The sequence below is a fragment of the uncultured Brachyspira sp. genome (assembly GCF_944390845.1).
Lineage (GTDB): Bacteria > Spirochaetota > Brachyspiria > Brachyspirales > Brachyspiraceae > Brachyspira > Brachyspira pulli.
Genome location: NZ_CALXRM010000052.1, coordinates 1 through 24,098 on the forward strand (window position 1 = coordinate 1; position 24,098 = coordinate 24,098).

At 27.1% G+C, this 24,098-nt stretch carries 19 protein-coding genes and 1 pseudogene; 11 read left to right on the plus strand and 9 right to left on the minus strand.

What is annotated here, in order from left to right; genetic code table 11:
• The 3 genes and pseudogenes from Q0K52_RS10455 to Q0K52_RS10465 form a co-directional block, all read left to right on the plus strand.
• Nucleotides 1-262, plus strand: a pseudogene (locus Q0K52_RS10455) (hypothetical protein); the annotation flags it as partial.
• Nucleotides 263-319: 57 nt separating this feature from the next.
• Complete coding sequence (locus Q0K52_RS10460) at nucleotides 320-655, plus strand: hypothetical protein (RefSeq protein WP_297299167.1); 336 nt, start codon at nucleotides 320-322, stop codon at nucleotides 653-655.
• A 14-nt stretch (nucleotides 656-669) separates the two neighbouring features.
• Entirely contained in the window at nucleotides 670-1,101 is a 432-nt protein-coding gene (locus Q0K52_RS10465) for a flavodoxin domain-containing protein (protein WP_297299168.1), read from the plus strand.
• Between the two features lie 170 nt (nucleotides 1,102-1,271).
• Here Q0K52_RS10465 and Q0K52_RS10470 read toward each other — a convergent pair whose 3' ends face one another.
• The 5 genes from Q0K52_RS10470 to Q0K52_RS10490 all read right to left on the minus strand — a co-directional run bounded on the left by Q0K52_RS10470 (nucleotide 1,272) and on the right by Q0K52_RS10490 (nucleotide 7,849).
• Nucleotides 1,272-2,522 carry an LptF/LptG family permease gene (locus Q0K52_RS10470; RefSeq protein ID WP_297299171.1) on the minus strand — a complete coding sequence of 417 codons (1,251 nt, stop codon included), beginning with the start codon at nucleotides 2,520-2,522 and terminating at the stop codon, nucleotides 1,272-1,274.
• A 3-nt stretch (nucleotides 2,523-2,525) separates the two neighbouring features.
• Nucleotides 2,526-3,092, minus strand: a complete 567-nt coding sequence (locus Q0K52_RS10475; protein WP_297299173.1) for a hypothetical protein — start codon at nucleotides 3,090-3,092, stop codon at nucleotides 2,526-2,528.
• Nucleotides 3,092-4,198 (minus strand): signal peptide peptidase SppA, encoded by a 1,107-nt coding sequence (sppA, locus tag Q0K52_RS10480; protein WP_297299175.1) that lies wholly within the window; start codon nucleotides 4,196-4,198, stop codon nucleotides 3,092-3,094. The genes Q0K52_RS10475 and sppA overlap by 1 nt, the downstream gene beginning before the upstream one ends.
• Nucleotides 4,093-5,982: a ribonuclease J gene (locus Q0K52_RS10485; RefSeq protein WP_297299178.1), complete on the minus strand. Its 1,890-nt coding sequence runs from the start codon at nucleotides 5,980-5,982 to the stop codon at nucleotides 4,093-4,095. Before Q0K52_RS10485 ends, sppA begins: the two co-directional genes overlap by 106 nt.
• Nucleotides 5,983-6,247: 265 nt before the next feature.
• Entirely contained in the window at nucleotides 6,248-7,849 is a 1,602-nt protein-coding gene (locus Q0K52_RS10490) for a hypothetical protein (protein ID WP_297299180.1), read from the minus strand.
• A gap of 147 nt (nucleotides 7,850-7,996) precedes the next feature.
• On the opposite strand from Q0K52_RS10490, the gene Q0K52_RS10495 reads away from it, so the two are divergent.
• Both Q0K52_RS10495 and Q0K52_RS10500 read left to right on the plus strand, forming a co-directional pair.
• Nucleotides 7,997-8,419 (plus strand): hypothetical protein, encoded by a 423-nt coding sequence (locus tag Q0K52_RS10495; RefSeq protein WP_297299182.1) that lies wholly within the window; start codon nucleotides 7,997-7,999, stop codon nucleotides 8,417-8,419.
• Nucleotides 8,420-8,486: 67 nt separating this feature from the next.
• Nucleotides 8,487-8,843: an FMN-binding protein gene (locus Q0K52_RS10500; protein WP_297299183.1), complete on the plus strand. Its 357-nt coding sequence runs from the start codon at nucleotides 8,487-8,489 to the stop codon at nucleotides 8,841-8,843.
• Between the two features lie 50 nt (nucleotides 8,844-8,893).
• On the opposite strand, the gene Q0K52_RS10505 is transcribed toward Q0K52_RS10500, so the two are convergent.
• The 4 genes from Q0K52_RS10505 to pbpC all read right to left on the minus strand — a co-directional run bounded on the left by Q0K52_RS10505 (nucleotide 8,894) and on the right by pbpC (nucleotide 14,542).
• Complete coding sequence (locus Q0K52_RS10505) at nucleotides 8,894-10,477, minus strand: ComEC/Rec2 family competence protein (RefSeq protein ID WP_297299185.1); 1,584 nt, start codon at nucleotides 10,475-10,477, stop codon at nucleotides 8,894-8,896.
• An 11-nt stretch (nucleotides 10,478-10,488) separates the two neighbouring features.
• Entirely contained in the window at nucleotides 10,489-11,058 is a 570-nt protein-coding gene (locus Q0K52_RS10510) for a TetR/AcrR family transcriptional regulator (protein WP_297299187.1), read from the minus strand.
• Nucleotides 11,059-11,156: 98 nt separating this feature from the next.
• A complete protein-coding gene (locus Q0K52_RS10515; protein WP_297299189.1) occupies nucleotides 11,157-11,924 on the minus strand; it encodes a FecR domain-containing protein in 768 nt (255 codons plus the stop codon).
• 74 nt (nucleotides 11,925-11,998) lie between these two features.
• Nucleotides 11,999-14,542 carry a penicillin-binding protein 1C gene (pbpC, locus tag Q0K52_RS10520; RefSeq protein ID WP_297299192.1) on the minus strand — a complete coding sequence of 848 codons (2,544 nt, stop codon included), beginning with the start codon at nucleotides 14,540-14,542 and terminating at the stop codon, nucleotides 11,999-12,001.
• A gap of 255 nt (nucleotides 14,543-14,797) precedes the next feature.
• Here pbpC and Q0K52_RS10525 point away from each other — a divergent pair, with 255 nt between their 5' ends.
• From Q0K52_RS10525 to hydF, 6 genes are all read left to right on the plus strand, one after another.
• Nucleotides 14,798-16,600, plus strand: a complete 1,803-nt coding sequence (locus Q0K52_RS10525) for a methyl-accepting chemotaxis protein (protein ID WP_297299194.1) — start codon at nucleotides 14,798-14,800, stop codon at nucleotides 16,598-16,600.
• A gap of 226 nt (nucleotides 16,601-16,826) precedes the next feature.
• Nucleotides 16,827-18,665, plus strand: coding sequence for a methyl-accepting chemotaxis protein (locus Q0K52_RS10530; RefSeq protein ID WP_297299196.1), 1,839 nt, complete (start codon nucleotides 16,827-16,829; stop codon nucleotides 18,663-18,665).
• 206 nt (nucleotides 18,666-18,871) lie between these two features.
• Complete coding sequence (locus Q0K52_RS10535) at nucleotides 18,872-20,680, plus strand: methyl-accepting chemotaxis protein (protein ID WP_297299198.1); 1,809 nt, start codon at nucleotides 18,872-18,874, stop codon at nucleotides 20,678-20,680.
• Nucleotides 20,681-20,839: 159 nt separating this feature from the next.
• Nucleotides 20,840-21,091: a TM1266 family iron-only hydrogenase system putative regulator gene (locus Q0K52_RS10540; RefSeq protein WP_297299200.1), complete on the plus strand. Its 252-nt coding sequence runs from the start codon at nucleotides 20,840-20,842 to the stop codon at nucleotides 21,089-21,091.
• 37 nt (nucleotides 21,092-21,128) lie between these two features.
• On the plus strand, nucleotides 21,129-22,553 hold the full coding sequence (gene hydG / locus Q0K52_RS10545) for a [FeFe] hydrogenase H-cluster radical SAM maturase HydG (protein ID WP_297299202.1): 1,425 nt from the start codon (nucleotides 21,129-21,131) through the stop codon (nucleotides 22,551-22,553).
• A 114-nt stretch (nucleotides 22,554-22,667) separates the two neighbouring features.
• Nucleotides 22,668-23,852: a [FeFe] hydrogenase H-cluster maturation GTPase HydF gene (gene hydF, locus Q0K52_RS10550; protein ID WP_297299204.1), complete on the plus strand. Its 1,185-nt coding sequence runs from the start codon at nucleotides 22,668-22,670 to the stop codon at nucleotides 23,850-23,852.
• The last annotated feature ends 246 nt before the right edge of the window (nucleotides 23,853-24,098 follow it).

Consider the following 24,098-nt stretch of genomic DNA (forward strand, 5'->3'; position numbering starts at 1 on the left):
GCGTATTATACAGCTTGTTGAATATGGAAGCAATCCTTTACATATTGATGATAATATGAAGCGTTCTTATAAAAATTATCTTTATATATTTGATAATAAGGCTTTGAAAGAAGTGATATTAGCTCCTAAAGTTGAAGATGCCGATTTTCTACTAGAAAAGTTTAATGACAGACTTGCGAAGGCTACTAATATATACAATTCAAAAAATATGAAGCATAAATATAAAATAAATGTTTATATTTCAAATGCTCCTATATCTTGACAAATATATATTAGTAATTATAATTTCTTCAAAAAATATATATTTTGGGATTTTGTTATGAAAAAAATAATTCTTATTTTATGTGTGATTTTTTCTATATTTGCAGTTTCTTGTGAAAAAGATAAAAAATCTATTGATAGTTTAACAGATAAAATAAATGAAAAAATAGATGAAGCTTCAAAAGCAGCACAAGACGGAGTTAAAAAAGCTGGAAAGGTTACAGAAAAAGCTTTAGATGAAGCATCTAAGGCAGTTGAAGGCGGAATGGAAAATATTGATACTGATAAAATTTTAAATAATGCTTCTAAGGCTTTGGAAGACGGATTGAAAAAAGCTAATGAAGGTATAGATAAAGCTGCAGAAGAATTATCTAACGCTGTTAAAAATAATTAATAAGAGAAGTTTTTATGTCAAAAAAAATTGCTATGGTAGTATGGAGCAAAACAGGAAATACTAGGTTAATGTCTAAAGCTATAAAAGAAGGTGCTGAAAGTAAAGGGGCAGAGGTAGAAGTTTTTAAAGCTTATAATTTTGATATAGATGCTGCTAAAAGTTATGATTGTATAGCTTTAGGCTGTCCTGCTATGGGGGCTGAAATTTTAGAAGATACAGAATTTCTTCCAATGTACGAAATGGTAAAACCTTATTTAAAAGATAAAAAGATATTTATATTCGGTTCTTATAGTTGGGGTGATGGAAAGTGGATGCGTGATTGGAAAGAAGATATTTTGAAAAACGGCATCACTTTATTTAGAGAACCTATTATAGCTAGAGAAAAACCAACAGATTCTATATTAGAAGAACTTAGAAAAGTAGGCGAGGATTTGGCTCTTTCATAAATTATACATATTCAGAATTAAATTAATAAATATTGTTATTATAAAACTATAAATACAAATTTATCCTACTATAATTAAATTTCTAGTAGGATAAATTATATAGTTATTCTTATTGTAATCAACGAAAAGTATAAATAAATTATTAAAACTATTGTAATTGAATAGTTATATTATTTTCCTCTGCTGAAGAAGGATCTAATCATAAAGAATGACCCCATAAGTGCTAAAACTATATTCGGGAACCACATAGCCAGCATTGGAGGAACTTTTTTACCTCCAGCCATAAGTTCGGCAGCTGTTATAAGTAAGTAATATATTACAACTACTATTACAGATATTCCAAATCCAAATCCTTTTCCGCTTCTTTTACCAACTATTCCTAAAGGCGCACCTATTAATACCATAAATAGACAAGCAGCAGGTATTGAAATAAATTTATGAAACTCTATATAATAGAAATACGGAACAGCTTCATCAATAGCTTTTTCTCTTATAGCTGTTAATTCTGCAGCATTAGTTGTTATATATTCATTAGAAAAAGCTGTTAAGTCTGGTTTCTTTTTCAAACCTTTATATGAATTATTTATCATTCCTGTTATTTGTTCATCTACAGATTTATTTGCATTTGATTTTGCTATATTAATTTTTTTTCTTATTTCCCAAGAAGGCATTTCTCTTAAGCCTCTTTCATGTGATGTTAATGTACTTACATCTCTAACAATATTTATATCCATAGAATCAAATACTGTATAATCATTTGATACAAAACCATAATTAGGCATTTCTTGTACTACGCCATCATATAATGTTAAAGTAACTACTTGGGAATTAGCTTCATTATTTTTCCATAATCCATATTTAGCAGTTATAACTCTTTTTGTTTTAGAACCATCATATATAACAACATTTGATATACTTTTATCGTCAGCATATTTTGCACCTATTGATAATCCCATATCTTCTATGTTTGCAAATTCTAATTTACCAACGGCAATAGAAGGTCTGATATTTACCATATATGATATTAATGCTCTGTATCTATAATTGGATTCTGACATAATGATATTATTAAAGAATAATGAAAATATAAATGTAATTACTCCAAGTATTATTATAGGCATATATATTCTCATATGAGGAAAACCTAATGCACGCATTACTATTATCTCATTATCAGAAGAAAGCCTTCCATATCCTATGATACTTGCCATCAATATCGACATAGGTATTGTTATACCAATGTTAAAAGGAAGCATATAAACGAATGTTTCAAGAGACATCCATAAAGGTGCCCCATTATTCATTATAAGCCTTATTAATTCCGGCAAAAGCTGTATAACAAATACAAATGTAAAAAATAAAATCCCAGCTAGAAATGGACCTATAGTTTCAGCTATAATATATTTTGTAATTTTATTCATATCTTATATAACGCTTATAATACTTCCAAATATTAATATTGCTAATGATAAATAAGTTAAGTAATCACATATTACCGGTGCTAATAAAACTAAAATAGCTTTAAATGAACTTTTTATATTATATGAATACTTAATATTATTATAAAGCAAAACTATATAATATAACTGTAATATTATTAATGCTGCTGTTTGTATAAAATAAACAGTAGAAAATTTTCCAAATATTAATGTTATAGGAAGTATAAAAATAAATATTCCATATATACCAAAACAGTTATTAATAAAAGTTGTTATATTTTTTTTATCATTATTTTTAAAAAATACTGATACAGTAAGATTAATTACTGCTATTTTCACTATATTTGTAACAGTAATATAAGCAGCCAGTCCAAAAGACAACATCAATAAATCTAATATATTGCTTTTTGAAGGTGAAATATATAATACTGCTGTTGCAATACTTAATACAGAAAGCAAATATATTAAAAATGATGATTCAAAATTAATTGATTTTCTTATAGCATATTTTGGACGCATTATGTATAGATATATAGCTCTTGATATTTTCATTAGTTTTCTCCAATATAATTTGGAATATAAATATACATAGGAACACCAATATATTTACTATTCATTATTTCTTCATAAGGTACAGGTAATGAAGATTTTGGTTTTATTGAATCTGATATTCCGGAGAAAAACATGTTTAATATATTAACATTTTTTTCAGGTTTTTTTACTATAAAAGGTTCTTCATCTTCTATGCCGCCCATTTTAGCTGCATCTTTTATAGCATCTTGTAATGTTCCTATAGAATCTATTAATCCTATTTCTAATGCTTTTTTACCGCTAAATACTCTGCCGTCAAATATATCTTCTCTATTTCCTTTTATTTTTTCCCCTCTCGATTGTTCTACCACATTAGTAAATTGAGCAACAAATTCATCAGTCATATCCTGCCAATAAGCCAATTCATCTTCTCTTGGTTCTCTGAAAGGTGATAAAGAATCCTTGTTTCTTCCGCTTTTGATTGTGTACATTTTTACGCCGTATTTATCCATCAATTCTGAAACATTAAGAAACTGTGATATAACTCCAATACTTCCAGTGAGCGTAGATTCATTAGCATATATTTTGTCAGCTATCATTGATATATAATATCCTCCGCTTGCTGCCATACTTCTGAATGAAGCTACTACAGGTTTTTTATATTTTTCTTTTAAATCTTGTAAATATTTCAATGCTTCTTCACAAGAAGTTAAAGCTCCTCCTGGGCTATCAACTTGTAAAACTATTGCTTTTACATTAGGATTTGTCATATAATATTTGAAATCTTCCATAAGCATGTCAGTTACAGAAGGATATTCAAAACCTATACTGCTTTTTCTAGAGGAATGAGTTATTACTCCTGTTAAATCTATAATGGCAATACCTTCTTTCATTATAGAATTACCAGATATTTTTGAATTAAAACTGCTTGTTATTTGTATAGGTGAAGTTTTATTTTCATTATTAGAGAAAATTCCTAATATTCCTATAATTACTGATGCTAAAATAAGGGCGGTGAATATTAACTCTCTTTTACCACTTTTTTCCTTTTGGATTTTGTTCTTTTTATTTGGGTTGTTTTCTTCATTATTGGTTTCTTTATTCTCTTTTTCTTCTTCGTATGACATTTTGGTTCCTCCTCATTTACTGTTATGCTATTTGTTTGTTCATTGTTAATGTTTTCTTCAATACCATCTTCTTGTTTTTCTATATATACATGATCCATATATAAGCATACAAATATTACAGGTTCTCTGCCTATAATTTGTATGAATTTTTTTCTTAATGCTTCTCTTACTTCATATTTTATTGTAGATGGTGTTCTTTTATTTCTATTTAATAATTTTCTTACAGCTTCTGTTGCTGAATTTATTCCTTCTTCTCTTAATTGTTCAGTTTTATTTATTATTCCGTCTTTTTCTCCGCCGTTATATGTAAATCCTTTGCTTTCAAGATCTACTTTTATATCATACTGTCCAGTATTATTTTTCTTCGCTACTACATTGGCAACAACTACGCCATTAAGAGATAATTGTTCTCTGTCATAAAAAATGCTTTCTTCTAAATCTCCAACGCCTTTTCCATCAACATATATATTTCTTATTTCTATTGGTTCAGCCATTTTTGCTTCTAGGGTTTCATCTATTTCAAGTACATCGCCATTATATAGTAAGAAGCCTTTAGTATCTAAACCATTTAAATTTTCAACTAATTTTATATGAGTTATTAAATGTCTTTTTTCTCCATGTATAGGTATAAAATATTTTGGTTTCACTAATCTATACATCAATTTTAAATCTTCACTTGAAGCATGACCGGATACATGAAGTAATTTTTTATCCTCTCCAACCATTTTAGCACCTAGATCGAATAAATTATTAATCATTCTAGTAACAGCCATTTCATTTCCTGGTATAACGCTTGATGAGAATATTACCATATCACCGTCTTCTACTTTTATATGCTTATGTGCTTCGGCTGCTATAAGTGATAATGATGAATAAGGTTCTCCTTGTGTACCAGTAGTTATGCATACTATCTTTTCTCTTGGATACCTGTTTATTTTATCTATAGGAATTACTATATCATAAAGATTTAAGTATCCCATATCTTGAGCAATTTTAGTAAACTTTATTAAACTTCTTCCAGAGAATGCCACATATTTATTATTAACTTTTGCGGCAGTTACTAAATCCTGTATTCTTTCTATACTGCTTGCAAATACTGCTACAATTATCATTCCGTCTTCATAAGCGAATAGGGGAGTCATATTGTTTTGAACCACACTTTCACTCATAGAAAAACCTTCTCTCTGACAATTTGTTGAGTCAGCAAGCATTAAAAGAACACCATTTTCACCGTATTCAGCAAATTTATAAAGGTCTATAAATTTATCGGTGCTAGGATTTAAGTCTATTTTGAAATCACCTGTATGTATTATAACACCAAGAGGTGTAGTTATAGCTATTCCCACACCATCTGGTATACTATGATTAACCCTTATAAATTCTATATCGAAATTCATACCTAATTGTATTTTATTTCTAGGCTCAACTTCATATAGTTTGGCATTTTTATATTCATTTTTATAATCATTGAGTTTAGCTTGTACAAAAGCTATTGTTAATCTTGAGCCGTATATTGGTATGTCTGGAAATTTTCTTAAAAAATGCGGTATAGCTCCTATATGATCTTCATGACCATGAGTAAGAATAAGTCCCATTACATTTTTATCTTCTAAATATGAAGTATCAGGTATAACATAATCTATTCCCAACATATGGTATCTAGGGAACATAAAACCGCAATCAACTATTAAAACTTCATTTCCGTATTCAATAACTGTCATATTCATACCAATTTCTTGTACGCCGCCAAGTGGTATTATTCTTATTTTATCATTACTATTCATTAAACAACTACTTTATTTTTTATTTTCAATTAATAATCACATTTCAAACCATATTTTTTATTTTAACTATAAAAAAATATTAAGTCAAGTTATAAAAATATGCTGAAATATATTGATTTGATTTTACTATATAAAACCATATATAAGCATATTTAGTGAATATAAAATAAATTGATATTAATGATTTAAAATTATAATGCGTAATCTATTATTATAAAACTAATAAATTACGCATTTTTTATATATGATAGTATTATATTTATTTTTAATTATTTAATATAACACCATTTTTTATGATAAATATATTTTTTCCGTCGGAAACTATTGATATAGCTTCGTTTTGATTATTATCTAAATCTGATACATATTCATATCCGCCAAATTCTCTTCTTAAAGAAGCATCTTTGTTCAATATGAAATAATATTGTTTTCCAAGTCTTTCAGCAGTGAATGCGAATGAATCTCCTAAAAACTTGAATGATTTTATATTATTATAAGCAGGGCTTTCAAAATTATTTGCTATGATATATTCTCTTTCGTTTTTAGTAGCATTATAAACTAAATTATTATTTGTAGAGAAATATATATCATTTATTTGATCGTAATTTTTAGGTATTCTTTTTCCATTAACTACTATAAAAGATACTCCATTAGTTTGAGCACCATAAGCTAATATAGTACTGTCATCAGAATATTTATAATTATGTATCATATCATAATTAGTAGTCATATTTCCGCCTACATATAATTGCATAGTATCATTTGAATTGATGCTTACAAATACCAAAGTTTTTCCATTAGGTGAGAATGACATATTAGTTACTAAATTAAATTCTCCATAATTTCTTCCATTTGCTATAACACTTGTCATAATAAATTCATTTGTTACTATATTATTTGTAGATTCAGCAGCTGGAGGTAATGAAGGTATTTCATTATAAACTATATTAGTAATAACATTAGTTACAGTTATTAATGCTATTGTATTTGACTGACCTTTAACAGTTACGCCTACTTCATTAGTGTATACGCTTATATTTGAAAGATTATAGTTTGTAATAGTAGTTGTGTTTGTTACTATTTCATTAGTCATTTCATTTGTAACATTATTTGTAAGAGTGAAATTAGTCATATCATTTGTGCTGATATTAGTTTGAGGCAATAGTTTAACAGCATAAGCTATACTGTCATTATTATAAGAAACAACATCATCTACTAAATTGAATCCTTCACTGTCAGCAGTACCAGTAAATATAGTAACATTTCCTTCATTTTCTATTACATATACTATATTATTTCCGTCATTTGAAAATTTAACTCTGTCGGCTTTAGCAGGTAGGCTCTTTTCTTCTCCATTAATATTTATAAAATACTGTCCGTCTCTTGAATATGAAAAGGCATAGGAATTATCATTAATAACACTGTCGAATAATTCAGAATATTGTACCTTAGCTTCTCCGTTTATAACGGCTATACCATAATCCATTAATCTTGTAAATATTATGGAGTTATTTCCGGAAAATATTGTTCTCTCTATAGAATCAAATTCTTGTTCAATATTTCCATATATAACAACCCACATATCTTTTCCAAGCGAACTTTTTAACATAGTAGCAACTAAAGTTTCATTTGGAAGTATTTTTATGATACCGGCATCCTTATATCCGGATAATCTGGAATTTTTATAAACTATATCAAAAGTTTTTCCTTCATTTGCCGTATTTTTTTCTATTATAATAGCATAATTAGTTTCTGATAATATATATGAGTTATTTAACTTTTCCCCATTTTGAAAAGTATATATTTGGGTAAAAGCTTTTGTATATAATAATAAAAATATGGTTGTTACAATATATAATCTTTTCATAATAATTCCCAATAATATTATAAATATTTTTTTATATAATCGGAACAATTGTACTCTAAAATTAATTATTATGTAAAATTATATGCTTAAAAAAAATTAAAATTTGACGATTATTGTAGAAGCATTTTTTTTATATTGGGAGGGTATATGAAATACAGCTATATATTTATATTAATTTTTACTTTATTAATATCATGCAAATCCGTTGAAAAGAATACTGCTCAGGCTGTAAATATTAATTTTAATGAAGGCTGGGTGAATGAGAATAAATTTATAGCTACATCTATAGGTTATCCGAATGGCTATGCCGCAACAAAAGAAGATATGAAAACAAGTGCTTTTAATGCTGCTTTAGCTTTATCAAAAGTAAAAATAGAAAATGCTTTCATAAAAGAACTTCCTAATAAAAGAGATGATAATAGAGAATTGAGAGATGTTGTAGAAAAATATATAAAGGTAGAATATTCCAGTTTTGTGGACGGAAGATATTATCAGTTAAAAACAACTGTAGAATATGAGAATTTACTTTCTTTACTTAGACAGGGTAATATAAAAAAAATAATGAATTAATTTACATATATTTTACTTTTTTATGTATGAAAGGTTTTTTAAAAAACTATATAAAAAGGGGAAAAATATGAGCCTTAAAAAAATGTTTATTTTAGTTGTAGCAGTTGTTTTTGCTGCTAGTATGTTCTTATTTGCTCAAGCTAAAGTTGATTTAGCTAAAGTACCAGACGGCACATACTTAGGTAATTATAAAGCTACTTATAAGACTAAACAAGGTGACTATCAAGCTAAAGTAACTGTTGCTGGTGGTAAATTAACAAAAGTTGTATTAACAAAATGTGCACACAGTTCTGGTCCTGCTAGAGGAAAAGCTGCTTATGACAAAATGATCAAAGCTAATAACATTTATGTTGACGGCGTAAGCGGTGCTACTTGGACTGCATTAGTAGAAGATGCATTAACAAAATTAACTCCTGCTAAGTAATTAATTAAAAAATCTTCTCGGCGTATCTAAATAATTTTAGGTACGCTTTTTTATTTTAACTTACTAACATTAATTCTTAAAATCATTCCAATCAATATTATTATAAATGTTATAAATATTGCTAAATATAAATTGCATGACAATTCATATTTTAAAAAAGATATATTACTGAATTTATCAGCAAGTTCTATTAATAGATTGGAACAGAATTCTGTAGTTTTGGCTGGATATATTGACAATGGTTCATAAATTTTATAAGTAGCTATTGTAAGCAACGAAGATGAAAGTATTATAAAAGCCAGAGGTACAGCGAATATATTAGATACTATTGAAGTTAAATTTAATAATGAAAAATGATATATGCTTAATGGTATTACTGTTATAATGGCAAATATATTTATAGACATAAATGATAAAGATTTTATTGCAATACTTTTTATTATATTTACTGCTTTGTTATTTGTTTTAATATTTCTAATATTTTTTATTATATAAAAATTAAATACAGGGTAGTAAATTATTATTCCTAATGTCGCTAAAAAAGAAAATTGAAAGCTAATATCTTTAATTGCACTTGGATTAAATAAAAGTATTATTAACCCTGCAAGAAATAATGCATTTATTGAATTTCTGTTTCTATCAAAATAATATGATATCATCAAACATAATGCCATTATACTTGCTCTTAGTATTGATACTGAAAAAAATGTAATAGGAGGGTACACAATAACAGTTATTGTTGTTGCTATTAATATTTTTTTATAAAAGTTTATAGGGAAAAATGACAACAATAAGATTAAAATTGTAAGCACCATTGTAATATGAAGTCCTGATATTGAAAGTATATGTGATATTCCAGAATCAATAAAATATTGCTTTATATGATATGGTATAATATTTTTATCGCCTACTATTATTCCTTTAATTATTGTATATGGTATAGCTTCAATATTTTTTGATAATGCTCTTTTTACTATGTTTCTTACATCAATAGCATAATTATCAATATAATTTATAAAAGATGTTCCTTCCTTTTGTACAACAAAATTATTATACTGATAGATATTTGCAACTCCGTATAGCATTTTATCTTCAAGTATTTCTACTAATAATTCAGGATCATACAAGGTGTCATTTGTTAATATATTTTTATATAAATTAAGTTTAGATGATACTGTTATTTCATCGTTGATAAATATTGGTTTTACAGATGTGGTATAAATTCTTATATTTCCAGCATAATTATGCCAGTTAGTTCCATCATAAACTTTATTAACTTGAGCTACATATCTATTTTTAAATCCTACAACCCCGTCATAAGATAATATTTTTGCATTATATGCTTCTATATTGCCATTAAATTTATTAAGAGTATTTTTGAATATATCATAATACCTTAACATTGTATAGTTATATCCAATAAATGCAGATGATAAAGCTAGAATTAATATTGATATATTATATTTACGAATTAATGCTAGTATTACAGATATCATTATTAATGCAAATGCAGTTATCGAAGAAGTATATATAATGTCGAAATTTTTTTTTAAGAAAGCTATTGATATTCCTAAAGCGAAAAATATTGTAATGTATATTATATAGGTTAATGGGTATATAAAAAGTTTTTTCATTTTTATTTTAATTAATCTCTTTTAACAATTCCGTAAAAGATGATATTTATTATAGTATCTAAATCTTTTTCATAGTTTTCAGTGTTTTTATTTTTAGCCCATTCTATTTCAAAGCCTTTTATTATTGCTAGAATTGATTCTGTAGCAAGTCTTAAATCTATATTGAATAGGCCTTTTTTTACACCATTTCTAAGTATCATTTTTATTGTATCGTATTCTTCTTTATGATATTGTGCTCTCATATGTTCTATAAGAGTAAAATCCTCAAATATTTCGCTGTGTAATGCTTCGTATAGATTAGCTAATTTTATATAACCTTTTTGTCTTGTTAGAATATAAGCTCTTAATTTTGCCTCAGCAGTATCTTCTTTTTTTATAGCTTCGTATAAATCTTTTTTTAGATCATTAGCTTCGTTTTCTGCTATAGCAAAAAATATTTCCTCTTTACTTTTAAAATAATGATAAATACTGCTTTTCGATTTATGTACCATTAAGGCTATATCGCTCATAGATGCTTTTTTGAAACCATATTGTTTAAATAGCCTCTTTCCAGCATTTACTATTTGTTCTCGAGGAGTCATCTCTCTTTACCTTTTTACCCATATTTAAGTATATTATATACTCTATTTTTTATTTGTCAAAGTTTATAAAAGATAAAGAGAGATTTATATAATAATTATTATTGTTTTATTTCATTAGTTATTATAAAAGTAGTGATATTTTCATTTGTATTTGTTTCTGTATAAGTTTCAGATGTAATTTCAGCTACAGTATTAGTTTCGCTGCTGGCTTTATTTTCATAATAGTCTTTAACATCAACAACATTTGATATATCAGCAACCATTGTTTTTACATAAGGCATAGAAGATATTTCATTAATAGTATTAGTTAAAGATTCATTAACTTCTATATTTTTTATAGATACTTTATTTGAATTATCAATATTAGCTTCCATGTATTGATCAACTTTAGTACCATTTACTTCGCCATCTCCATATAAGAATTGGGCTTTTGTATTTCCATTAGTATATGATATTAAAGCGGCACCGGATACTTTAACATCCGCATTAGAAGTTGATATTGTAATACTGTCAGGTTTAGCATTTGATGAAGCTACAATTAAAAAATCTCCATTGTCTAAATGCAATTTAGTATTTCCTGTTCTATCATAAGATTCTTCTATATTTAATGATGAGTTTTCTTTTACTTTAAATATATTGTTGCTTTCTAAATATGAAGTTAGAGAAGAATTTTTTTCAGTAGATATATTATCTTTTGAGAATAGTAAATCTCCATTTTGTGCTGGTTTTACTATAGCTTTTTGAGATGATATTTTTACTTTTCCTTTAACATCAACAACTTTCATATATTGATTAGTTTTATAAGCAGACTGCAAAGTTAAAGCCATAGAAAGCATTAGTAGTATGAAAATAATTTTTTTATTCATAGATAAACTCCATAAAATAGATAACTTACTATTAATATTATCGACATTAAAAAAATTGGCAATACGATTTTTTTTTACTGTACGTATATTTTTACAGTAGAGCTTTTTATAATTTCCCCTGTTTCTGTTTCAGCTTCTATATAAAAAGTATGGCTTCCTTGTTTTAAATTCCATCTTATATAATCTTTTTTTAAATCATCAATATTTCCTATTATTTCATTATCACAATATAATTTTGCTGATACAATATTTTTAGGAATGTATGAAGATATGAATATATTTTGATATTCCAAAGGTAAGGTAGAATCTATTTTATATACAGAATTATCAGTAGGTTCTTTTATTGATAGTCTTTCTTTTATTCTTGGAACTTGAATTATATTTTCTGAAGTTGTCTGAACTGTATTGTAAGCTATATTATTTTCAGTGTTTATAGTATTATCCATTCTATTTGCTGTATTATTAATATTATTTTGTTTAGCCATGTTGTAGGCATAAATATTATTAACTTTTGTCCATTCTGGAGTAGGGCGTTCTAATTGCTGTTCTCTAATCCAGCCATTATATTCACTTGGTAAATTTACAAAAACTTTTTCACTTACAGAACCATCGCTGTTGTTTCTTATATAAAGATTATGAACATCGCATTCTTCAGTAGGTACATTTATATGAGAAAATACTTCCATTCTAGTTTCTTTACAGAATTCATTTCTAAGTTTTCCGCTTATAAGACAAATTTCTCTTTTTACTATAGTATCAGGCTTATCCCATTTAGTTTCCTTCTGACTTTTATTAAGCATAGTAAATAAGTCATAAAGTATAGGAACAGCACCATTACCGCCGGTTATATTTATCATCTCGCTTCCAGCAAAATCTCCTAACCAAATTCCAACTATATAATCTTTTGTATAACCTATAGCCCAAGCATCTCTTGAGCCTTTTGAAGTTCCAGTTTTTATGGCTACAGAAAATGGATAAACTATTCCTTTATAACTTCTGAATGAACCCATTCTGGCATTTCTATCGGATAATATGCTTGTTATTAAATATGCACTTTCTTCAGATATTACTTTTCTTGTAGTTTTCTTAGGAAGTTTAATAACTTCTCCGTTAGCTTTTTTTAATGATTTTATAGAATAATGATTTATAAAAGTTCCGGAATTGGGAAATATAGTATATGCTGAAGCTAAATCAACTAAACGCACTTCAGCACTTCCAAGCACCAAAGAATAACCATAATAATCAGGATTTTTATCTATAGAACTTAATCCGGATTTTAAAAGTATATTCTGAAAATCTCTTATACTGTATCTGGCAAGCCATTTAACTGCAGGTATATTTAATGAATTAGCTAATGCGTCCCTTATAGTAACTGGGCCTCTATATTTATGATCGAAATTTTCTGGTATATAATCTCCGCCTGGTGAATTGATATGAGTTTTTATATCAGCTATAACTGAAGCAGGGGATTCGCCTTTATCGAATAAATATGCATACATAAATGGTTTTAAAGTACTTCCTGCCTGTCTTAATGCAGTAGCTCCATTAACAGCACCATGAGTTTCAGCATCAAAATAATCCATAGAACCTATCATTGAAAGTACTTCGCCTGTTTTAGCATTAAGTATTACGCATGATATATTTCTTACATTGAATGTATGAAGCGACTGACTGGAATTGCTTATAACTAATACTGCTTCTTTTTGCATATTATAATCTAATGTTGTTCTTAATTCTGTTACTCCGGTATATTTTAATTGCTCTAATGATTCTTTTGCATACATTGTAAAATGCGGAGCTTTGAAAGTGTATTTTTCTTTATCATCAAAAATTTTAATTTTTTCATTTGTATATATATTGTAATTTTCTTCTGTTATAAAGTTATTATTCTTCATTTCTCCAAGTACATATATTCTTCTTGATTTTAATCTTTCTTCATATTTATACGGATTAAATTTAGTACCTGATTTTATTATAGAAGCGAGCATTGCAGATTCATTGTTATTTAAATCTTTTGCTTTTTTATGAAAGTACAAATCACTAGCAGCCCCTACACCATAACAGTTATTTCCAAAGAATACTCTATTTAAATATTCTGTGATTATTTGTTTCTTTGTAAGATTTCTTTCTAATCTTATCGCATCTAGTGCTTCATAGAATTTATTTATATATGTTCTTTCACGAGGAATAATATTTTTTGCTAATTGCTGAGTTATAGTACTTCCTCCGGATACCACCCTGCCGCTTATTAAATTTGATAAAAATGCTCTTATTATTGCTTTATAATCTATTCCATTATGATTAAAGAAATTTTTATCTTCAGCACTTACAACTGCATTAATTAAATTTGTAGATAAGTCTTCATATTTTACTTCTTCAAAGAATCCGCCATGCTTTGGAAATATAGTTGATATTAATATTGAGTTTCTGTCATATACTTTTAAGGCACGGTCTTCATCTATTTTTAGTTCATTATTTGAAAATGGTTTATTTACGTATTCTTTGCATGATTTATAAAAATTATATGCTTTAGGTATAATAATTACTGAGGCAGTTATTAAAGAGGCTAATATTATATATATTATAGTTAATGCAGTTCTTCTAATGATTTTTTCCATTTTATAGTATTCTATAATAAAAAAAGAATTAGTCAAATTATATTAAATTTATTGTGTTTAAATGATGTTAGTCATTTTTTTACATAAAAACATATATATAATAATTATTAATTAATTAATTAAAAAAGTAGTAATATCATTATATAATAAACAAATTTTTATTGACAATAATATTTTCTTTTATATCATGTATATCAATTTTAAATGTTTTAGGAGTCTTAATATGGTTAAGACAAAAAAAGAATCAGCAGAAGCATGATTATATTAAAATTTGTTATTCCATACTTTATATTTTTTGTATTGATTTGTGTTCCAATATATATAACTTATTACAAACAGTACAAAGAAAATTTTTTGTATAATATAGATGATATAATGGATAATGTTTCATTGGATATATCAAGGTGGATATCTGAATATAAAACTCAATTAAAAACAGTAAATAATTTCTTTGAAACGGATATGTCTGTAAATGATATGATGTCGGCAGTTTATAAAATGAAAACATTAGATAAAGAATTAGTTGATATTTATTTTGGAGGCAATATTCCTTATGCTGATGGCGGCGTTTTTGTGAGTGCTATTCCAGATACCATACCAAGCGATTATGACCAAACTACCAGAGATTGGTATATTAATTCTGTAAATACAAATGATGTTTATGTAAGCGAACCGTATACAGATGTTTCAACATCTTCTACTGTTATAACTTTAGCGATTGCTGTTAGAAATGCATCTTCTATTAAAAGAGTTGCCGCATTAGATGTTTATTTTTCAAAGATAGACAGTATAATGAATGAAATAAAAAATGATAAAGGTTATGAGTTTTATGTAGTTCTTTCAGATGGAAGATATTTAAATCATAGCGATGTTAATTATTTATTAAATGATAAGTATAGTGCATTTGATATACCTCAGTTTTTAGATATAAAAAATCATATAAATAATGGAAGTGCTGTTTCTATAATAAAAAGTCAGTGGTATGGAATAAAAGAAATAACAGGTTTTCCTTGGTATATAGTAGCTAAAGGAAATATTAATGAATTGAGAGATAGAACAAATGCATTAACTTTTTATTTGGTATTTATAATATTATTATCTCTTGCCCTAGAAACAATTTTGGTAACTTTTATTACTATACCTATTACTAATACTTTAAATGAGGCTATAAGTCATATAGATAATATGGCTTTAGGTAATTTTGACATTAAAGAAAAGGATTCAAAAAAACAACGCAATATAGCTAATGCTTTATCATCTTCTATAGATGAAATGCAAAAAAATGTTAGTTCGGTAATTTATAATTTGAAATTAGATATAGATTCTATTAATAGCGAGATGGATAAAATATCTTCAGGCAATGATGATTTATCTATGAAAACTCTTTCACAGTCTTCATCTATTAATGAGTTAGCAAGTGCAATACAATTTCTTTCATCTTCTATTTCAGATACTTGTAATAATACAAGTAATGCTAAAGAAGTGAGTAAAAAAGCATTAGAATGTACTATTAAAGGTGTAGAAATGGTATCTAAAACTTCATCAAATATGAATGAAATATCAGATGCTAGTAAACAAATATCAGAAATTATTAAAATGATACAGTCTATAGCATTTCAAACTAATATATTAGCACTTAATGCAGCAGTTGAAGCCGCACGTGCAGGCGATCAGGGTAAAGGTTTTGCAGTTGTAGCTAGCGAGGTAAGGAATTTAGCACAAACTTCTTCTAAAGCAGATGATATAACAGCAATAGTAGAAAGCACTATTGAAAAAATAAATTCCGGATATGAAACTGTTGCTGAATCTTCATCACTATTAAATGAAATAAATAATTTAGTAGTAGATGTTTCTAATTCACTTATAAATATAGCAAATGCAGCAGAGGAAGAAAAAGATAATATTGAACAGATTAATATAAGTGTCGCTTCTATTAATGAGATTACACAAAAAAATAGTTCTCTTGCCAATGATAGTGCTGTTTCTAGTAAAGAAATATTAAATAAAACGGAACATATATCCGAGAATATTTCCTATTTTAAATTTAAAAAAGTGTGATTTAATTTTAGATAAAATTATTTTTTTATGTCAAAATATATTTATTAATGATTTCAATATTAATAATTTTAGTTATTTTATTTTTGTAAAAAAATTCTATAATATTAACGTAATTTTCGATATTATGTGTATTATAAATCTAATTATTGTAATATTATTTGACAAGGATAATAAATTTTACTATAATTATAAAATGTAGCATAAATAATTATTTAGGGGATTTCTTATGAAGAAATTAAATAGCTTAGCATTTAAACTTCCTTTAGTCATTAGTTTTATAAGTGTTATTATAATAGTAGTTCTTTTATCTATTTCTTTATATTTTTCAAGCAGAGGTATAAGAGAAGCTATAGATGTAGGATTCCAAAATACAGTAGATGGATATGCATCTTTATTGGATTCTGTTATAGAAGCACAATTTATGCTTGCATCTTCTTATGCTAGTGATGCTAATATAAGAAATTATCTTTTATTTAGAGATGATACTTACAGAGGATATTGTGCTGTTGATATAAAAAATTTTATGGATAGAAACCCTTATGTAGAAAACATTTATCTTACGGATATAAATGGAGATGTGCTTTTAACTTTGGAGGCAGGATTAATAGGAAAGACACTTGCCGATATAAGACCAGTATTATGGCAAAGATTTAAGGAAGGAGAAACTGCTGCTTTAGGACTTACAAGAGAATCTCCAGTAAGTAAAGAAATTACTATGGGTATGGGAGTAAGAATAACAGATTTTACTAATAATACTATAGGATATTTAGTTACTACAGTTAAAGGTTCAGTAATACATGATACATTTTTTAAAGATGTAAAATTAGGAAAAACAGGAAGAATAGTGGCAGTTAATGATAGTAATATTGTTACTATGGATATGGATACTGCCAATATAAATAAAGAAGCACCTCAAGAATATAAAGAAATATTTAAAGATGCTTCAAAAACAGGTCCTTATTCTTATAAGAGAGGAAATGTTGTTAGAGTTGGACGTTATAAGAAAATGGATATTAAGCCTTGGATTGTAACTTATGCCATGAATGAAGATGAAATTTATGCACAGATTAGAATGACAATTGCTGTAAGTATTATTGTGGCATTTTTATCTATTATAGCTTTAGTAATAATGATGTTCTTATTTGCAAAAAGTATCACTAAACCTCTTAATATTATAGTTGATGAGGCTAAAGAAATAGAATCTGGAAGACTTGTTATGCATGGAAGAAAGGTAAATAGAAAAGATGAAATAGGACAATTATCACTTTCTTTCCATAATATGAAATATAAACTTATTGAAATAATGGAAGCTTCTTTGAATCAGGCAGATAGAATGTCTCAGGCAGCTAATAATTTGGCAGTAGGCAATAAAGATTTAGCAGAAAAAGCAGAAAGTACAGCCGGAAACCTTGAAGAAACAGGTTCGTTTATGGAAGAAATAGCAGCAGCAATTACAATATCTATCAATAATTCTGTAAAAGGAAATGATATGATGAAAGACTGTAAAGCAGCTATAGAAAATGCAGCTTCAGTAGTAGAAGATACAGTAAAAAGCATAAGCGAAGTTAATGCTGATAGTGAGAAAATAAAGAATATTATTAAAGTTATAGAAGGAATAGCATTCCAAACTAATATATTAGCACTTAATGCAGCAGTTGAAGCAGCTAGAGCAGGAGATCAAGGTAAAGGTTTTGCGGTAGTAGCTTCTGAGGTTAGAAGTTTGGCACAAAGCAGCCAGGATTCAGCTAAAGATATTACAGAATTAATTAATCAGGTATATGAAAAAATCAATAAAGCTAATAATATAGTAGGAAGTCAGGAACAGTTATTTCTTGGTATAAAAGAGCAAATAGAAGAAACGGCTGATACAATAAGAGCTATCACCGAAGCAGCAGTTGAACAAAAAGAAGGTGTATCTCAAGTAAATAGAGCTGTAGAAGAAATGGATAACTTAACTCAGGAAAATGCTGCTTTAGTAGAGGAATCTACAGCTTCTTCTATTGCTTTGTTTAATGATGCAAAAGAATTACAATCTCTTGTTAGTTTCTTTAAAATAGAAAAATAATTTTATATGATATTGTTGTATAGAATAACTTTACATTAACATTTTTTCTATACAACAATATTATTATTTAATTTTCATATACATGTATAGGGTATTTAATTGACAGTATTAATATAATTTACTATACTATATATTATATAGTAAATTCTACTATATTTTTTCGTATTGATCTTAAACAAATTCTAAATGCCTAAGGAGCTTAAAGTATGAGTAAATTTAGCAGCCTGTCTTTTAAAATGCCTATTACCATTAGTTTAATGTCTATATTAATGCTGGCTTTTTTATTAACTGCATCAGTATTTTTTTCAAATAAAGGAATAACACAAAGTACGGATACAGGTTTTAAGAACACCGTAGAAGGATATGCTAATTTATTCAATTCTATATTAAATTCCCAAGTTATGGTCTCAGTTGCTTATTCCAGCAGTGCTAATATTAGAAATTATCTTATAAACAAAGATGAAAATTCCAGAAGATTAGGATTAATGGATTTAAATTTATTCATAAAAAGAAATGAATATTTAGAAAATATTTATGTTTTAGGTGTTGATGGTAATATATTATTAGATAAAAAAAATGAATTAACAGGTAAGAATATGTCCGAATTTAGGCCCGGTATGTGGAATAAATTAAAATCCGGATCAGAATATGCTATTGGAAATAATATGAGAAAATCAGCAGATACAGGAGAATATACTGTATCTATTGGTACTCAAATATTAGATTTTGAGAATAATGTTATAGGTTATTTGATATTGATAGTTAGATCTTCTGTTATATATGAAAATTATTTCAGCAATATAAAATTGGGAAGAAGCGGAAGAATAGTAGCGGTTAATGATCAGCTTAAAGTTGTAATGGATACTGATCCAAATGAAATAGGTGAAGATGCTCCTAATGAATATGATAATATATTTAAGTCTGGAAGTATAGAAGGTAATTTGGAATATAGTTTCAATAATCATAAAAGATTAGGATATTATAAAAAAATGAAAATTCATCCTTGGGTAGTAGCTTATGCTATGGATGAAGATGAAATTTATGAAATTAATAAATCTATTATAGTAATCAGTATAATAATAGGTATAATATCTATGGTTTTTATGACATTGGTAGTTTTCCTATTTACTAGAAGTATAATAAAACCTCTTAATATTATAGTTGATGAGGCTAAGGAAATAGCATCTGGAAGACTCATTATGCATAGAAGAAAATTAAATAGAAAAGATGAACTTGGACAATTATCGCTTTCTTTTCATGATATGAAATATAAACTTATAGAAATAATAGAAACAACTTTGAATAATGCAAATAAAATGTCATTAGCGGCGAATAATTTAGCAGCAGGCAATAAAGACTTATCAAAAAGATCAGAAGATACAGCAGCCAACCTTGAAGAAACAGCATCATCTATGGAGGAAATTTCTTCAGCAATATCAATGGCTGCAAATAATTCAGTAAAAGGTAATGAAATGATGAATCATTGTAGAGAGTCTATAGATAATGCCACATCTGTAGTATCAGAAACGGTTAGAAGTATGAATGAAGTTAATGCTGACAGTGAAAAGATTAAAGATATAATAAAAGTTATAGAAGGCATAGCATTTCAAACTAATATATTGGCTTTAAATGCGGCAGTAGAAGCGGCGAGAGCAGGAGATCAAGGAAAAGGATTTGCGGTAGTAGCTTCAGAGGTTAGAAGTTTAGCACAGAGCAGTCAGGCTTCAGCTAAAGATATAACAGAATTAGTAAATAAAGTGTATGAAAAAATAAATCAAGCTAATAATATAGTAGGAAGTCAGGAAGAATTATTTATGAGTATAAAGACTGAAATAGATGAAACAGCAAATATTATAAGAGATATAAGTTCGGCAGCTTTAGAACAGCAGTCAGGAGTATCCCAAATAAATAAAGCTGTTATGGAAATGGATACTATAACTCAAGAGAATGCTGCTTTAGTAGAACAGTCCACAGCTTCTTCGCTTGCTTTATATGATGATGCTAAAGAACTTTAGTCTGTTATGAGTTTCTTTAAAATAGAAAAATAAAAATTAAAAAAATTATAAAATACTATTTACAAAAATATTTATGATTTTATAATATTATTACCTAAGTGAATAACTGTTAATGTTTATCATGAAGGAATATTTTAATTTTTATATTTTATCTGATTTATGGAAAATAATAGAATTGCTCTTATAGGTATAATAATTGAAGTCAATGACAGTATATCAAAAGTTAATGAAATTTTGCATGATAATAGTAATTTTATTATAGGAAGAATGGGAATTCCTTATAGAGAAGAAAATATAAATATAATCAGTATAGTCTTAAATGCTCCTAATGATGTAATTAATAGTTTAACGGGTAAACTTGGTATGTTAAAAGGTGTTTCTGCCAAAGCATTATACGCTAATAAAAAATAATATATCAATATCAGTTTAATTATTAGGAGTTTATTTCATGTCATCTGAAACTTTATTTAAATATGATTCAAAATCAAGAAATGCAAATGAATTTATAAATAATGAGGAAATTTTAAAAACTATATCTCAAGTTGAAAGCGGTAATTATAATATAAGAGATATACTTAATAAAGCTAATGAAATGAAAGGTCTTGAACCTAATGAGGCATTGGCATTACTTCTTTGCAATGACAAAGATGTAGAAAATGAAATGTTTGAAATAGCAAAGAAAATAAAATTAGAAATATATGGTAAAAGAATAGTTTTGTTTGCTCCTCTTTATTTATCAAATTATTGTGTTAATGGCTGTGTTTACTGTCCTTATCATGCTAAAAATAAACATATAGCTAGAAAGCAATTAACTCAAGATGAAATTAGGGCTGAAGTTATAGCATTACAAGATATGGGACATAAAAGACTTGCATTGGAAACCGGAGAAGATCCTGATTATGCTAGTATGGAATATTTGCTTGAATCAATAAAAACAATATACAGCATTAAGCATAAAAACGGAGCTATTAGAAGAGTTAATGTTAATATTGCAGCAACTACCGTAGAAAATTACAAAAAGTTAAAAGATGCAGGAATTGGTACTTATGTATTATTCCAAGAAACATATCATAAACCGACTTATGAAAAAGTTCACCCAAGCGGCCCAAAAAGTAATTATGAATATCATACAGAGGCAATGGACAGAGCTATGGAAGGCGGAATTGATGATGTTGGTATAGGTGTATTATTCGGACTTTATGATTATAAATACGATTTTACTGCTATGCTTTATCATGCTAAACATTTAGAAGATACTTTTGGATGCGGACCTCATACTATAAGCGTACCAAGAATAAGACCTGCTGATGATGTTGATGTTAAAAGTTTCCCTAATGCTATAGTTGATAGTTTATTCAAAAAAATAGTTGCTGTTTTAAGAATTGCCGTTCCTTATACTGGTATTATCGTTTCTACAAGAGAAAGCCAGAAATCAAGAGAGGAAGCTTTGGAAGTTGGTGTTTCTCAAATAAGCGGAGGATCAAGAACAAGCGTTGGAGGATATGTTGAGGAGGAAGAAGAAAATTCTAAACAGTTTGAAATTTCTGATAACCGTTCGCTTGATGATATTATAAAATGGCTTGCTGATATAGATTATCTTCCAAGTTTCTGCACTGCTTGCTATAGAGAAGGAAGAACAGGTGACAGATTCATGTCATTTGCTAAAAGCGGACAAATAAAAAATTTCTGTCAGGCTAATGCTATAATAACTTTAAAAGAATATGAGAATGATTATGCCAAAGAAGAAACTAAAAAATCTATAGATAAAGTTATTGCTAATGAGATAGAAAAAGTGCCTAATGAAAAAGTTAAAGCTAAATTGATAGAAGCTTTAAAAGCAATAGACGAAGGAAAAAGAGATTTTAAATTTTAATGAGGATTATTCATTTTATAATTGATTCAGTTTTCTTAATTGTGTATATTAATATATGTATTAAGAAAGTTGAATTAATTTTTTATTTATGAATAATTATAAATAGGAAAAGATATGAATAATACACCGAATGCAAATAGAACTCATATTGCAATATTTGGAAGAAGAAATGCTGGTAAATCAAGTATTATAAATTCTATTTCAAATCAAAATATAGCAATAGTTTCAAATATAGCAGGTACAACTACGGATCCAGTTAAAAAAGCTATAGAAATAAATACTATAGGAGCATGTGTTATAGTAGATACTGCAGGCTTTGATGATGAGGGAGAACTTGGATCTTTAAGAATAGAAAGAACTAAAAAAATAATGGAGTCTTCTGATATAGCTTTGCTTGTTTTTGATGCTAGTTTTATAGATAATGATTATTCATTAGAGTTGAAATGGAAAAATGAACTTGAAAGTTTAGAGATACTTATTATAGCAGTTTTAAATAAAATAGATTTAAATACTGATTATAAAAAAACAGAAGAAAATATAAAAGAAATTTTTAATTTAGAAACTGTTTCAATAAGTGCTTCTAATAATATTAATATAGATTCATTAATAGAAACTATAAAATTAACGATTCCAAAAACTGAAGAAATAAGTATAACAGGGCATATAATAAAAGAAGATGATATAGTAATGCTTGTTATGCCTCAGGATATTCAAGCACCTAAAGGCAGATTGATTCTTCCTCAAGTTCAGACTATAAGAGATATTTTAGATAATAAAGCTGTTATAATGGCTTCGACTTTTGATAAATTTGAAAATGCATTGAAAGCATTAAGTAAAGCTCCTAAAGTAATAATAACAGATTCTCAAGTTTTTAAAGAAGTTGAAAAATTAAAACCTAAAGAAAGTTTATTAACTTCTTTTTCAGTTCTTTTTGCCCGCTATAAAGGAGATGAAGAAGTATATAAAAAAGGTGCTGATTTTATAGATAATTTAACAAAGGACAGTAAAATATTAATAGCAGAAAGCTGTACTCATGTTCCTTTGGAGGGAGATATAGGCAGAGTAAAAATTCCAAACTTATTAAAAAAGAAATTTGGTTTTGAGTTTGATATAGATTATGTTGCAGGTAATGATTTTCCAGATGATTTGTCAAAATATGATTTGGTTATACATTGCGGCGGCTGTATGGGGACAAGAAAACATATTTTAAATAGAATAAGAATATGCAAAGAACAGAATGTGCCTATTACTAATTACGGAATGACTATAGCAAAGATTAATGGAGTTAAATATATATAAAAGTAATTTTTAGTATTATAAATAAAATAAATTATTAATAATATATTTTATATAATTGTATTTTTGTTATAACTTTACATTTATGATTATTTTAGTATATACCTAAACAACTATATTTTGTCAAAAATAATTTTTTTAAATTTTAAATATCTGCAGGGCTTTGCCCCGCACCCCACTTCTTTTGTTGCCACAAAGAAGCAAAAGGGCTATATTTTAGCTTAAATTGATAATTTATATTACATGTAA

Bases quoted from the DNA above. Each gene is read 5' to 3' on its own strand.
- Q0K52_RS10490 (WP_297299180.1), bottom strand. From the start codon at position 7,849: ATGAAAAGATTATATATTGTAACAACCATATTTTTATTATTATATACA.
- Q0K52_RS10540 (WP_297299200.1), top strand. From the start codon at position 20,840: ATGGAAAATAATAGAATTGCTCTTATAGGTATAATAATTGAAGTCAAT.
- Q0K52_RS10535 (WP_297299198.1), top strand. From the start codon at position 18,872: ATGAGTAAATTTAGCAGCCTGTCTTTTAAAATGCCTATTACCATTAGT.
- Q0K52_RS10485 (WP_297299178.1), bottom strand. From the start codon at position 5,982: ATGAATAGTAATGATAAAATAAGAATAATACCACTTGGCGGCGTACAA.
- Q0K52_RS10515 (WP_297299189.1), bottom strand. From the start codon at position 11,924: ATGAATAAAAAAATTATTTTCATACTACTAATGCTTTCTATGGCTTTA.
- Q0K52_RS10510 (WP_297299187.1), bottom strand. From the start codon at position 11,058: ATGACTCCTCGAGAACAAATAGTAAATGCTGGAAAGAGGCTATTTAAA.
- sppA (WP_297299175.1), bottom strand. From the start codon at position 4,198: ATGTCATACGAAGAAGAAAAAGAGAATAAAGAAACCAATAATGAAGAA.
- Q0K52_RS10475 (WP_297299173.1), bottom strand. From the start codon at position 3,092: ATGAAAATATCAAGAGCTATATATCTATACATAATGCGTCCAAAATAT.
- Q0K52_RS10470 (WP_297299171.1), bottom strand. From the start codon at position 2,522: ATGAATAAAATTACAAAATATATTATAGCTGAAACTATAGGTCCATTT.
- Q0K52_RS10460 (WP_297299167.1), top strand. From the start codon at position 320: ATGAAAAAAATAATTCTTATTTTATGTGTGATTTTTTCTATATTTGCA.
- pbpC (WP_297299192.1), bottom strand. From the start codon at position 14,542: ATGGAAAAAATCATTAGAAGAACTGCATTAACTATAATATATATAATA.
- hydF (WP_297299204.1), top strand. From the start codon at position 22,668: ATGAATAATACACCGAATGCAAATAGAACTCATATTGCAATATTTGGA.
- Q0K52_RS10465 (WP_297299168.1), top strand. From the start codon at position 670: ATGTCAAAAAAAATTGCTATGGTAGTATGGAGCAAAACAGGAAATACT.
- Q0K52_RS10505 (WP_297299185.1), bottom strand. From the start codon at position 10,477: ATGAAAAAACTTTTTATATACCCATTAACCTATATAATATACATTACA.
- Q0K52_RS10495 (WP_297299182.1), top strand. From the start codon at position 7,997: ATGAAATACAGCTATATATTTATATTAATTTTTACTTTATTAATATCA.
- Q0K52_RS10530 (WP_297299196.1), top strand. From the start codon at position 16,827: ATGAAGAAATTAAATAGCTTAGCATTTAAACTTCCTTTAGTCATTAGT.
- Q0K52_RS10525 (WP_297299194.1), top strand. From the start codon at position 14,798: ATGATTATATTAAAATTTGTTATTCCATACTTTATATTTTTTGTATTG.
- Q0K52_RS10500 (WP_297299183.1), top strand. From the start codon at position 8,487: ATGAGCCTTAAAAAAATGTTTATTTTAGTTGTAGCAGTTGTTTTTGCT.
- hydG (WP_297299202.1), top strand. From the start codon at position 21,129: ATGTCATCTGAAACTTTATTTAAATATGATTCAAAATCAAGAAATGCA.